Source organism: Deltaproteobacteria bacterium HGW-Deltaproteobacteria-4, assembly GCA_002841765.1.
GTDB lineage: Bacteria > Desulfobacterota > Desulfuromonadia > Desulfuromonadales > UBA2197 > UBA2197.
Map to the genome: position 1 here is coordinate 86,999 of PHAV01000007.1, position 12,785 is coordinate 99,783.

A 12,785-nucleotide genomic window follows, 5' to 3' on the forward strand; every position below is an offset into this window, starting at 1 on the left:
GGAAGCATGAATATTCTCTTCCATCTTTATCTCTCCGGAAGCGATCCGGAGTTGCTGGTCGGCAACTTCATGGGGGACTTTGTCAAAGGGCCTCTCGACGACACTTATCCTCCCCGCATCCGGCAGGGGCTGCTGCTGCATCGCAAGATCGATGCTTTCGCGCAGCGCGACGTCCACTTTCAGCGCAGCCGATTACGCCTTCCGCCGCACTATGGCCTTTATCGCGGAGTTCTCGTCGATCTTTTCTACGACCACTTTCTGGCCAAGGAGTGGTCGTCCTGGGCAAAGGTGCCCTTTACCGAGTACATCCCCTGGGCGCAACAACTCGTCGAAAAAGAGCGGCCCATCCTGCCACCGCGCCTGCAGGAGTTGGTTGCACCCATCTTCAACGAAATACTCCCTTCCTACCAAAGGGTTGCCGGCACGGAACTGGCGCTCAGGCGCATGGCGCGGCGACTGCGCCGGGCCAATCCTCTGGCCGAAGGGGGCGGGGAGTTGATCCGCCACTACCAGGAGCTACAAGCTGATTTCGCAGAATTCACCCCGGCGGCCCTAAAATTCTCCGCCGATCTCATTGCCTCCCTGGATGGAACTGCCCCCCACCTTTCCCGCCGTTGACATCCTTCTGCCTCGTGGTAATTTTTATCCATAGTCACAGGGAAATTCCCCCTTCCGATCTAAGGAGCCACGCATGAAAACACTCTTGATCTTCCTAACCCTTTTTCTCTTTACCGCGTCCGCCCTGGCTGCCGGGCATGCTGTTTCCTACACCGTCAACGGTGAGCCGTTCGAAGGCTACTATGTCAGCCCGGCCGCCGCTGCGCCCCTCGTGTTTCTGGTCCACGACTGGGACGGCCTCACCGACTATGAGGTGAAACGGGCCGAGATGCTGGCGAAGATGGGCTATGCAGTCTTTGCCGTGGATCTCTTTGGCAAGGGAATCCGGCCGGCAGTTCTGGAGGAGAGACAGAAATTGACCGGCGCGCTCTACAGCGACCGGACCCGGATGCGGGCCTTATTGCAGGGCGGCCTGGCAGCAGCGAAGAGTGCGGGGGGGAATGTCAAGAATGCCGTGGCGATGGGCTACTGCTTCGGCGGAGCTGCCGTTCTGGAATTGGCGCGTTCTGGCGCCGAGCTCAAGGGGTTTGTTGCTTTTCACGGCGGGTTGGAGACTCCGACCGGGCAGGATTACCGTCAAACCAAAGGGAAAGTCTTGATCCTGCACGGCACCGCCGACAGCAGCGTGACCATGGAGCATTTCGCCAATCTCGCTGTCGAACTCGAAGCAGCGGGAATTTCCCACGAAATGATCACCTACAGCGGCGCCCCGCACGCCTTTACCGTCTTTGGCAGCGACCGTTATCGTAAGGACGCCGATGAAAAATCCTGGAAGCGGTTTGGCGATTTTCTCCGGGAGACGTTGCGCTGAAGGGTGTTGGGGCAGGGCTAAGATCATAGAATTATGGGCATGTCGTGAGGAGCGCGTTTGTAAAATCGAGACGTGAGCAGTCACGCAGAGAAGAGATCGCCAACAGCGTCAGCCACGCTGTCGGCCTGGTCGCTGCTGTGCTGGCAGCCCCTTATCTTATCAGCCAGGCAGCCGCGCGCGGGGAGAGCGGATTCATTGTCGGCGTGAGCATCTTCGCCGCGAGCATGGTCCTGCTTTATTTTGCCTCCGTCCTTTATCATGCCTTAGCACCGGGCAAAACCAAGCACATCTTTCGACTCATCGAGCATTCCGCGATCTTTCTCCTCATCGCCGGGACCTACACCCCCTTTACGCTCGGGGTTCTGCGCGGGACGTGGGGCTGGACCCTCCTTGTTCTCATCTGGAGTCTTGCCATCGTCGGCATCGTGCTGAAGGTGCTGGCCCGGATGTCCCATCCCATCGTCTCTACCGGACTTTACCTGCTCATGGGGTGGCTGATTGTCATCGCCATCAAACCGTTGGCTGCCGGGGGGGTGCCGACTTCCGGCCTGCTCCTTCTCCTTGCCGGCGGCCTGGCGTATACACTCGGGGTCACCTTTTATGCCCTCGATGCACGGATGCACTACGGTCATCTGGTCTGGCATCTCTTTGTCCTGACCGGGACCGCCTGCCATTACTTTGCCATCCTTTGGTATGCAGCCTGATCGGTCGTTGCTCGTCCCCCCTTACCAGCCCCGACCCTGCAACTCTGCCATCAGCTTGGCCACCGCCAACTCCTTGGCTTTGGCCTCAATATCGACCGTCATGGCTCGTCCTTGCCAGCACTCCGGCAGATCAGCGAGGTCGATGTAGTCGGCATGGGGGCGGGGATTCCCTTCCTGCCAACCGGTGCGCGGCGAAGAGAGATGACAGTAGGGTTCGCGTCCGATCACGTGCCAGGTGGCGGCCGCCAACTCGGTGGCCTCGCTAATCGTCAGCCCGTCGGGGTTGCAGCGGTGGTGGTGGACATCGTAAACCAGCGGCAGGGAGGTGCGGCTGCACAAGGGGAGGAGGTCGCGCACCGTATAGCTCGTGTCGTCATTTTCAACACTGAGCCGGCTGCGGACCGCCGGAGAGAGATCGCCCAAGACGGCGGCAAAGCGTTGCAGAGCAAGATCTTTGTCGCCGTAGACCCCCCCGGCGTGCAGATTGATGACATCGGCGCCGAGGGAAACGGCGAGTTCCCCCTGATATTCGAGTTCGCGCAGGGAGTTTTTCACCACCTCCGGGTGCGGCGAGGAGAGGACGACAAACTGATCCGGATGAAAGCTCAAGCGGAGATCGTGGCGCATCGCCAGGGCGCGGGTGCTGGCCATACGCTGCATGATGGTATCTCCTTCCGGCAGATCGTCCAGCCCATAGCCGACATCGGGATGGGTCATGCGCGGAAAGAGGGGGGACATGATCCGGAAGGCGCCGATGCCGAGGCGATGGGCGGTCTCCACGGCCTGGTGGAGAGTTTCGACGTTGTGCAGGCAGATGGTCGAGAGTTTGGCGAGCTGTGCGGCGCGTTTGAGGGGAGCAAGGGCCTTGGCGGTGGTGGTGCGAAAGGTGATCGCTTTATTCTTGAAGAGGCAGCAGAGGCCGAAACGCATCGGGGGATCCTTGGTTGAAGAAAATGCCGTGACAAGTATTGCCTCAATCACCTCATCGAATGCGGCATCGAACTATTTGCGATTATTTTTTGCCCGCCGATTCGATCTTTACCAGTCTGTTTCCTTCAAAGACAAGGCTATAGTACTCATTTGAGACTAATATGATCCACTCTTCAATTTTCATGACCGTGATTCGACTTCCATTACTTTGCTGGTCAATGTAACCAATTTCTTCTTTAGAGTAGGGCGTTCCACATTTCACCAGAACTTCTTGCTTCAAATCACCCACGTCGACAAGGTCGCTACCGCAACGAAGAGCGTGGGATATATTCGGGACAAAGAAAATTGTCGTCATTGCTAACAGTATGAATTTTTTAACTATTTTCAGACCACTTTCAAAAAACACCGTCACGTAAAACCGCCCGGACAACAGGTTGTCATCGGGCGGTTCGTATTTTATATTCAAGTGGTTCTGCATCGAAACCCTCCAATCGGATCAAGAGGTTTCAATTGTTATCGATTTCTCATCCCTTTGTCAAAAGAAATTCCGCAGTTTACGCACTCTCCGCCTTGATCGTCTCCAACTCTTCCCAGCGGGCATAAACCGCTTCCAGTTCAATCGCCAATGCCGCCAGCCGCTCATTCACCGTGGTCACGGCGTTGCCGGCGCTTTTGTAGAAGTCGGGATCGGCGAGTTTGGCGTGCAACTCGGCTTCTTCTTTTTCGAGGGCGGCGATCCGGGCGGGGAGGGCTTCGAGTTCTTTTCCCTCCTTGAAGGTGAGCTTGCGCGCTTTCTCAACCTTGGGGCGCAGCTTCGGAGCGCTCTCTTTGGCCGGTTCGGGAGCCGGTGTCCGGGTGGCGGCCTGACGGACCCAGTCGTCGTAGCCGCCGACATATTCGTTGACCTTGCCATCCCCTTCGAAGACCAGGGTGCTGGTGACGACGTTGTTGAGGAATTCGCGGTCGTGGCTGACGAGGAGGAGGGTGCCGCTGAAGTCGAGGAGGAGCTCTTCGAGGAGGTCGAGGGTCTCGCTGTCGAGGTCGTTGGTCGGTTCGTCGAGGACGAGGATATTCGCCGGTTTGGTGAAGAGTTTGGCAAGGAGGAGGCGGTTGCGCTCGCCGCCGGAGAGGATACGCACCGGTGAGCGGGCGCGGTCGGGGCTGAAGAGGAAGTCCTGCAGATAGCCGATGACGTGGCGCGGCTTGCCGTTCCAGGTGACATAGTCGCTCCCCTCTCCGACATTCTCGATGACGGTCTTTTCGAGGTCGAGCTGGGCGCGGAGCTGATCGACATATAGAATTTCTCGGCGGGTGCCGAGGGCGATGGTGCCGCTCTGCGGCTGCAGTTCGCCGAGGAGGAGGCGGAGGAGGGTGGTCTTGCCGGCGCCGTTCGGGCCGATGATGCCGATGCGGTCGCCGCGCTGGATCGAAACCGAGAGGTCGCGGACGATGACCTTGTCGCTGTAGGCGAAGCTGAGGTGTTCTGCTTCGGCGACGATCTGGCCGGAACGTCGTGCCTCCGCGACTTCGAGTTTGACGTTGCCGAGCTTCTCGCGGCGCTGCCGCCGCTCTTCACGTAGCGCCTTGAGCGCCCGCACCCGGCCTTCGTTGCGGGTGCGCCGCGCCTTGACCCCCTGGCGCAGCCAGGCTTCTTCCTCGGCGAGTTTCTTGTCGAAGAGGGCGGCGCGGCTCTCTTCGATGACCAGGAGTTCTTCGCGGCGCTGCACAAAGGTGTCGAAATCGATGGGCCAGCAGAAGAGGCGGCCGCGGTCGAGTTCGGCGATGCGGGTCGAAACCCGGCGGGCAAAGGCGCGGTCGTGAGTGACGAAGAGGCAGCTGGGGATCTCTTTGACCAGCAGCTCTTCGAGCCAGACGATGGTGTCGATGTCGAGATGGTTGGTTGGCTCGTCGAGGAGGAGGAGTTCGGGCTGGGAGGCCAGCGCCCGGGCCAGCAGGACGCGGCGCTGGGTGCCGCCGGAGAGGGTGGTAAAGTCCGCTTCGGGATCGAGGTCGAGGCGCTGGATGAGCCGCTCGACATCCTGATGCAGACTCCAGCCATTGCTCTCTTCCAGCCCCTTTTGCAATTCTTCGAGGCGCTGATAATCGCTTGCGCTGTGCATTTCCGCGAGGCGGTGGCTGACGTGATGATACTCGGCGAGGAGGGCGGCGGCTTCCTGGACGCCGCCGCAGACAACATCAAAGACCGGCCCCGCCAGCTCCGGCGGCGCTTCCTGGGGGACGTAAGCGATGCGCACCCCCTGCGGCTGAATGAGGTCGCCGCCATCGGGGCGCTGCTCGCCGGCAATGAGTTTCAGTAGACTCGACTTACCGCAGCCGTTGCGGCCCAAAAGGCAGAGGCGATCGCCCGGTTCGATGGTGAGATCGATACCGTTCAACAGGGGCGGTCCGCCGAAGGCGAGGGAGATATTGCGCAGCGAGATCAGGGGCATGGAGACTCACAAAAAGAAGGATGAAATAGATTTCAGCGGGGCGGGGGGGCCGGCAGTGAGGTGAGAGCCCGTTTGCCCCAGTCGTCGTTGAGAACTTTGATGTAATTGCCAAAACCGAAGGAGACAATTTTGCCGGTCGCCGGGTCGCTGGTGGTGGTGATCAGGTAAAAGTCGTGAAAAGCGAGCGGGGGTTTTTCTCCCACTGGCATTGCGCTACTGTTGGTCAGAAGAGCTGCCCGTGCCAAAATCCACTGTTGGTGAAAGGCAAGATCGGGGCGGCGCAGATAAGCCAGGCTGAGGAGCAGGATGATGAGGAAGGTCGAGAAGGCAATCTTTTTCATGGAAAAACTCCGACAGAATCTGGTTCTTAAATCGCTTCATCTTTACCCTTGCCCTGCATCCTTTGTCAACCGTACAACACTTTGCTCTCCTCTTTAGGCGTGCCTTGTGGTAAAAACGAAAAACTTTTCATCCCCTGCCGTGAAGGACTGCATGTCCGAAAAAAAGCAGATCGTCAAAGCCGCCGGTATCCTCGGCTTCGCTACCATCCTTTCCCGCATCCTTGGTATGGTGCGCGATATGGTCGTCTCCCGACTTTTCGGCGCCGGAATGGCGACCGACGCCTTCTTCGGCGCTTTCATGATCCCCAACCTGTTGCGCCGCTTCTTTGCCGAAGGGGCCCTGACCGCCGCCTTTGTGCCGATCTTTTCCGAATGGCGGGAGAAGCACGGCGACGCCGGCGCCCGCGAACTCGCCAATATCTGCTTCACCCTGCTGACCATCGTCATGGCCGGGATCACCCTCCTCGGCATCCTCTTTTCCCCGTTGATCGTCCAGCTCTTCTTCCCCGGCTTTAGTGCCGTCCCCGGCAAGCTGGAGTTGACCATTACCCTCAATCGCCTCCTATTCCCCTATATCTTCTTTATCAGTCTAGTTGCCCTCTGTATGGGGATTCTTAATACATTGCGCCACTTCTTCACCCCGGCGATCTCTACTGTCTTCCTCAATCTGGCGATGATCGGATCGGCCCTGCTGCTGCACCAGCACTTTGCGGTGCCGATCGTTTCGCTGGCCATCGGCGTGCTGGTCGGCGGCCTGCTGCAGCTGCTGCTGCAGCTGCCGGTCCTGTGGAGTAAGGGCTACCCGCTCCGGCTCAACTTCAACTTTCACCACCCCGCCCTAAAGCGGATTACGCTGCTGATGGCGCCGGCGATCTTTGGCGTCGGTGTCTATTATCTCAATATCACCGTCAGTAATATCCTTGCCTCGCTCCTGCCGCAAGGGAGCGTCTCTTATCTTTATTATGCGCAGCGCCTCTTTGAGTTCCCGCAGGGGGTCTTTGTCGTTGCCGTCGCCCAGGCGGTGCTGCCGTCGATGAGTCGCCAGGCGGCCCTCGAAGACTTTACGGGGGTCAAGGATTCGATCAACTTCGGTCTGCGCCTCACCCTCTTCGTCACCATCCCCGCCGCTTTCGGGTTGATGCTTTGTGCCATCCCCCTCTTTTCTCTCCTCTTTATGGGCGGGGCCTTTACCTTCAAGGAGGTGAACGGCGCCGGCGCGGCCCTCCGTTACTACGCCCTCGGCCTTGCCTTTGTTGCCCTGATTCGCGTCCTTGCCCCGGCCTTTTATGCCCTCAAGGATACCCGCACCCCGGTCCTCACCGCGCTGGCCGCCTTCTTCGTCAATCTCCTCCTCAGTCTGATCCTGATGGGACCGATGCTGCACGCCGGTCTCGCTCTCGCCACCACCCTGGCCGCCGCAGTCAACATGATCCTCCTCCTCTGGTTCCTGCGCCGCCGCCTCGGCCCCTTTGGCGGCCGCGCTGTCCTCGGTACCGCCGGCAAGGCGTTTCTCGCCTCCCTGCCGATGGCCCTCTTTGTCGGGTGGGTTCTCACTCTGACCGATTGGTCGCTGCCGGGAGAGAAGCTGAGCAAAGGGCTCATTCTCGGTAGCGCTGTCGCAGGCGGCATCCTCCTCTTCTTCGTGATGTCTTTGCTGCTGCGTTGTCCGGAAGCGCAGCATGTCGCTACCACCCTCCGCCGAAAAATCCTGCGCCAATCCGTTTAAAAAAAAAGAGCACAACGGATCTCCGCTGTGCTCTTCCCTGCTGCTGACCCCCGCCTGTTCTGACTGTCAATTATACTGCTCTTGTCGCGCCAGCAGGTTGCCGACATAGAGATACGCATCAAGCGCGGAGATGCTGCCGTCGCCGTCGAAGTCAAGGTCAGGGATGGGCGCGCTCTCCTCTTTGGGGGGAGTGATGGCCAGGACAGGGACAATGACAACCGGAAACTGGATCAGATCCCCTTCCCCGGCAAGGAGGGCCTTAGCCGGCCAGATATCTGTGCTGGTGGTCAGTTCGACTTCCCAGCCCAGCTCTCCGGCATCCGCGATGGCGCCGAGGACACATCCCTGCACGCCGACGGCGGGAGTGTGTTGGCTGAGGGATTTGGGAAGATAGAGGATAATTTTGCTGCTGCCGTCGGCAAGGGCGACCGGGGGGATCTGGCGAACCTGGCTGTCGGTGGCGGGGTGGAGAAAAATCGCCTTGATGGCGGCAATTGTCCACGGTTGCGGAAGCCGTTCGATGACGCGCACGATCTCTTCCTGGGAGTGAAAGCGCTTCTCCGCTCCGGAGGAGGCCGCAGGCGCCGTGGTTGTGCTTGTTGCCGCGGCGGCAATTGGCGTGGCTGGAATCGGCAAAGGTTCTCTGCTCGGAGGAGCGGGAAGGTACGGGGGCACTTCCGGCGGGGCAATATTCCCGCCGGAAGTGCCGGTGCGCCGCGATGTCACAATGGAAGATCCTATCGGCTCTACAACCCCTTCCTTCGGGTTGTCAGTGAGTTTTTCCGCTCCGGAATTCAGGGCTGGCAACTGCTGCCGGACGGTCGTCGCCACGATTTGACCGTTCGCATCGACGGTTTTGACGGTGAAGCGTGAGACCAGCAGTACCGCGTCGAGCGCGGTCGACTGAAGGTTGAGGAGGGGCCCGCTCTGTGCTAATGGCTGTGACGAGGCGACGCCGAGACGGATGGTGCCGGGGAATTTGTCGTTGATGGCGGCCATGGCTCCGGCCAATCCCGCCCCGGCCGTAGCGGTCAGACCGGCGAGGTACTGCGGATCATAACGCAACTCCAGATCGAGGGCATGAATGTTGCTCAGTCCGATCGCGTTGATCTGCCATTGGCCGTTACCGCCGGAGAGAATGATCTCGCCGGCCGTTGCAGGGCGGGTGCAAAGCAGGATAAGGAGGAGAAGAGCGACCACCGGCAGCGGTTGTCGCTCTGGACGTCGGGGTAACATCAGGGGACTGCTTCAGTAGTGACGCTGAGCTGTGCAGAGATGCCACTGAGATCAACCCCTGCGGAATCACTGGCGAAGGCTGTCACAATGAAATCATCGGCTGTGGGCAGGGTTGCTCCGGCGGGATAGACACAGACGATCTGCATCAGGCTGGCGTCTCCGGAAAACCCATCGCTCTTGATGATGCCAACTATGACTTCTCCATTAGCGGTTGTTGCAGGAAGGTAGTTAACTACAGCGGTGGCGTCAATGACCAGAAACGATAAGGCGCTGGCGGTCGGCTGATTGAGGCTGTCGGTCTCCAGTGCAAAGCCATCCGGAAGGACAACGTCGAGATCTGCCGAATAGATTGTGTCCGGAGCTCCTTGCAGGGCAAAGGTGACCGTGACCTTCTGTGCCGTTGATGGCGTTGATGGCGTTGCAGCGGGCGTTGACCCACCGCCACCGCCGCAAGCGTTAAGGACGAGCAAAAGGGTCAAGAAGAAAAGGAGTATCAACAGTTTCTTTAAGATCATGGGATTATTTCCTTGCCGGCTCATCCGGATTACCAGAGACCTACGGCTTTACGCAGAATCACCAGAGCGTCAGCGGCGGTGACCTTGCCGTCGGGGGCGGGGATACGGTTGATCAGGGGGGCAAGATCAGCACTCATATCAACAGCTCTCTTGCCGATGGCCATCTGCAAGGCGAAAAGGGCATCGGCGGCCGTGGTTTCATAGCCGTCGTAGACATAGACTTTAACCACAGGAATATCCTGAGAGATCGGCGGCGCGGCGTTATAGTTGGTATCCCCGATCTGGTTAGCAGTGATGGTGCATGTCCCTGGGGCAATGCCATTGATGGTGTTGTCATTGGCAACCGTGCAGACGGTCGGTGTGAACGAAAACCAGGTCACGTCCAGCCCGGAGGAGGCGGTGGTGCTGGCGGTAGTAAAGCCGTTCAATGGTAAAATCGGATGAGTGAAGGTGATCTCCGCGAGGGACTGATTCGCTTTACCCACCGTGATATTTTGAGAGATCGGCGTCGCGGCGTTGTAGTTGCTATCTCCGACCTGATTCGCAACGATGGTGCAGATCCCGGCGGAGAGGCCGGTGACGGTGCTGCCGCTGATTGTGCAGGTGTCGGTGGTGGTCGAGGTCAAGGTCACGGCCAATCCGGAGGTGGCAGCGGCGCTGGCGGTGGTGGTGCCGTTTACCGCCAGAGCTGCCGGCAGGAAGGTGATCGCCGTGAGGGATTGGTCGAGTTTAAGTACAGTAAAGTTCGAATCATCTCCATAGGTAGTTCCACTCATATTAGTGGAGACAACTCGAAAGTGATACGTCTCTCCGGGGTTAAGTCCGGTGAGTGTAACACTGACAGCCGTGTCGGTTGTACCGGATGCGGTCTCCGGAGACGGGGCAATGGTCGTGCCATAGCCCGTATCTGTGCCGTACTCAAAGCTGACCACGGAGTCGGAGTTGTTGGCATTGACATTGGCATTCAGTGTGGCGCCGCTCGTGCTAATGGCGGATGCCGCGCCGGTGGTGACGGTGGGGGCGGGGCTGGCAGCGAAGATTGCCGACACGTTCTTGGCGGCATCCATGGTCACCTCGCAAGTCCCGCTGCCGCTGCATGCACCTTCCCAGTCGTTAAAAATCGAGTTGGGATCGGCATGAGCCGTGAGGCTAACGACTGTACCGTTATCATAAGTCGCAGAACCGGTGCTCCCGGTCCAGACCAAGGTGCCGACATCCGGGGTGACGTTGCCGTTGCCCGTCAGTAGGACATTGAGTTCGTAACGTGCCGGAAAGGAGAGGTCATCAATCCAGGCGGTATCGAGCCCACTGAATTCACTCGAATCTTTTTTATATGTCCAAGTCAGTGTGTGAGTGCCGGTTTCCAAAGTGTAAGCGGCACGTGACCAGTTTGTCGAACCCGACCAGCGGCCTTTTTCGACACCATCGATAAAAAAGATTAAAAAGTCATAGGCAAACTCTGAATCGACTGCATACCGGAAAGAGACATAGCCTGGAATTTCGGTGGACACGGTTGTCTGTAACGTCGCGCTCTGGCTGTCAGCGATGGTCGGCGCCCCGGCGGCGTAAACGCTATGGTAGCCGCTGTCCGTCACCTCCCAGCTGCTGTCGCCGTTGGAAAGCCACGGCAGGCGGGAGAAATCACCACTTTCAAAGTCATCTATGACCGGCAGGAGAGGGACGGGGGTCGTAGACCAATCTCCCGTCATCGCTGTGCCCGGAAGAGAAATGCCGGTCAGGCTGAAGTCGGTCGGAGTTCCGTCGTAAAAATTGGAATTGGGCGCATCCAGCGGCCTCCAGGCACTATTGTTCCCCGCATAAAAGAGGGCGGGAGCAGACCCCCAGCAGTCGGCCAAGAACATGTCACAGATTGCGGTGCTGGCTTGTACCGGAGAGACCCCCTGCCTTCCCCCGGTCGCGGTGAAATTATTGATATCGTTGGATCCGGCCGTGCCTGCCGTGGTGTCGATATGGGTGAGGAGGAGGCCGCCTTGCCAGTTTGCGCCGAGCGCGTATTTGGCCCCGAGATCCCACCCGGCGGGGCGACGGTTTTCCACGAGATAGTATTCGCTCTCGCTGACCGGCGTCTGCAGTATATAGCCGGAGTCAGGGGCGGACAGGGACGGATGAATCGTGATGGTGGTGACCGGACCGGGTTCGGCGGCTGTCGCCCACCCCAGATATTGCCGCGACCAAAGATCGAGAGCGGTCGGCGTTGCCCCGGCATCTTCACTGCTGTCGGCCCCCCAGCTGCCGGCGGCCATCAGGGAGAAGATGCCCATGCCGGCATTGGTGTAGGAGGTGTCATAAAGATCCGGCAAGCCACAGAGGGCGTGTCCGAGTTCGTGAGCGATGATGCCCATGGTCTGTTGCCGCCCGGCACTGTTTAATTCGCCGTTCAGCGCCCAGTCGGTAACATGCAAACCGGCGGCCGTCACACCCGGACCGCCCCACGCATGCGCCCAGACACTCGGGAACTTGTCGCTGCTGTCGGAAGCTTCGTAGCCGGCATAGATAAAGTAGAGGGAGAGTTCGGACTGTTCCAGGGTGCCGTTATGGTCGGCATCAAAAGAACTGAAATCGACGAAGGTTGCCGCCTGCGCTAAGGCGAGGTTGAGGATGCCTGGTTCGGTCGCATAACTTTCATTGGGATCTCTATCCCCGCCCGGGTACGGGTGCGGTGCTGCGATTGAGACAGTCAAAATCCCGGCGGGATTTCCAGGTTGACTGTGTGTTGCAGGGCTCACTCTGAGAGAAGAAAAAGAGTTGTCAGCATAATAACGGGTTACCGATTTGTTTGTTGGAGAAAAGACCGTCGATTCCCATTGCGCTGGCGTCGTTACCAGGTTGCGATCAGAGAAGTTGATCCGCACCAGTAACAGTTTTCTTTCTCCCGCTATAGGTATTGGAGTCCAGTCCCCGACCGCTGCAAGCTGGACAGAAGGGGCGAGCGCTGCGGGAAAAGATAAAGATTTCCCCTTCTGGCGTTCCTGATACGTTTTGTTGAGTGATTTTTGCCTGTATAGTTCGAGCGCTTTGTTGCGGGGAGGCTTGAGTCGCGGAGAAATATGAGAAGGTACGAATCCTTGCGGCATGGCCCGATATCCGGACGCTTTGAGTCTGCCGTTAGCATCTGGCTCGGCATAGTCCCAGTATTTTGTTTTGGGATTATGCAGAATCGTGTAGCCGCTCTTTGTTTCCGTCCAGTGTTGAAATTCGTCCCCTTGTTGCCGGACTTTGATGATCGTTCCGTCCGGTTGTGCAATCTCCTCAAATCTCTGCAACGCCGGGGCGGCATAAAGATTCGGGCACAGGGCACAGGTGAGAATAAACATGAGGACAATAAAATTCCGCATCGAGTGCTGCCTCCTGAAACGCTCTGTTTTACCAATGAATTATGGTTGTTGTTGCGAAAAAATGTCTTCTGAAATAATAGCACATTGATGCATTGAGG

11 protein-coding genes are annotated in these 12,785 nt (G+C 58.6%); 4 read left to right on the top strand and 7 right to left on the bottom strand.

The features are described 5' to 3' along the window. The first annotated feature begins 6 nt into the window (after nucleotides 1-6). The 3 genes from CVU69_06360 to CVU69_06370 all read left to right on the top strand — a co-directional run bounded on the left by CVU69_06360 (nucleotide 7) and on the right by CVU69_06370 (nucleotide 2,133). Nucleotides 7-618, top strand: a complete 612-nt coding sequence (locus CVU69_06360; GenBank protein ID PKN12652.1) for a DUF479 domain-containing protein — start codon at nucleotides 7-9, stop codon at nucleotides 616-618. Nucleotides 619-691: 73 nt separating this feature from the next. Next, nucleotides 692-1,429 carry a dienelactone hydrolase gene (locus tag CVU69_06365; protein ID PKN12653.1) on the top strand — a complete coding sequence of 246 codons (738 nt, stop codon included), beginning with the start codon at nucleotides 692-694 and terminating at the stop codon, nucleotides 1,427-1,429. Nucleotides 1,430-1,473: 44 nt separating this feature from the next. After that, nucleotides 1,474-2,133 carry a hemolysin D gene (locus CVU69_06370; protein ID PKN12654.1) on the top strand — a complete coding sequence of 220 codons (660 nt, stop codon included), beginning with the start codon at nucleotides 1,474-1,476 and terminating at the stop codon, nucleotides 2,131-2,133. A 21-nt stretch (nucleotides 2,134-2,154) separates the two neighbouring features. Here the strand turns inward: CVU69_06370 and uvdE are convergent, their stop codons facing one another. From uvdE to CVU69_06390, 4 genes are all read right to left on the bottom strand, one after another. Then, entirely contained in the window at nucleotides 2,155-3,063 is a 909-nt protein-coding gene (uvdE, locus tag CVU69_06375) for a UV DNA damage repair endonuclease UvsE (protein PKN12655.1), read from the bottom strand. Nucleotides 3,064-3,145: 82 nt separating this feature from the next. Beyond that, nucleotides 3,146-3,541: a hypothetical protein gene (locus CVU69_06380; GenBank protein PKN12656.1), complete on the bottom strand. Its 396-nt coding sequence runs from the start codon at nucleotides 3,539-3,541 to the stop codon at nucleotides 3,146-3,148. Between the two features lie 76 nt (nucleotides 3,542-3,617). After that, nucleotides 3,618-5,513 (bottom strand): ABC transporter ATP-binding protein, encoded by a 1,896-nt coding sequence (locus CVU69_06385; protein PKN12657.1) that lies wholly within the window; start codon nucleotides 5,511-5,513, stop codon nucleotides 3,618-3,620. Between the two features lie 32 nt (nucleotides 5,514-5,545). Beyond that, complete coding sequence (locus CVU69_06390) at nucleotides 5,546-5,854, bottom strand: hypothetical protein (GenBank protein PKN12658.1); 309 nt, start codon at nucleotides 5,852-5,854, stop codon at nucleotides 5,546-5,548. A 151-nt stretch (nucleotides 5,855-6,005) separates the two neighbouring features. On the opposite strand from CVU69_06390, the gene mviN reads away from it, so the two are divergent. Further along, the gene (gene mviN / locus CVU69_06395; protein ID PKN12659.1) at nucleotides 6,006-7,580 is read left to right on the top strand and encodes a murein biosynthesis integral membrane protein MurJ; all 1,575 of its coding nucleotides are present in this window, start codon (nucleotides 6,006-6,008) and stop codon (nucleotides 7,578-7,580) included. Between the two features lie 66 nt (nucleotides 7,581-7,646). On the opposite strand, the gene CVU69_06400 is transcribed toward mviN, so the two are convergent. The 3 genes from CVU69_06400 to CVU69_06410 are packed head-to-tail and all read right to left on the bottom strand — an operon-like array spanning nucleotide 7,647 to nucleotide 12,687. Next, nucleotides 7,647-8,816 carry a hypothetical protein gene (locus CVU69_06400; protein PKN12660.1) on the bottom strand — a complete coding sequence of 390 codons (1,170 nt, stop codon included), beginning with the start codon at nucleotides 8,814-8,816 and terminating at the stop codon, nucleotides 7,647-7,649. Next, entirely contained in the window at nucleotides 8,816-9,331 is a 516-nt protein-coding gene (locus tag CVU69_06405) for a hypothetical protein (GenBank protein ID PKN12661.1), read from the bottom strand. The genes CVU69_06400 and CVU69_06405 overlap by 1 nt, the downstream gene beginning before the upstream one ends. Before the next feature lie 29 nt (nucleotides 9,332-9,360). Continuing rightward, nucleotides 9,361-12,687 (bottom strand): hypothetical protein, encoded by a 3,327-nt coding sequence (locus CVU69_06410; protein ID PKN12662.1) that lies wholly within the window; start codon nucleotides 12,685-12,687, stop codon nucleotides 9,361-9,363. Nucleotides 12,688-12,785 lie beyond the last annotated feature (98 nt).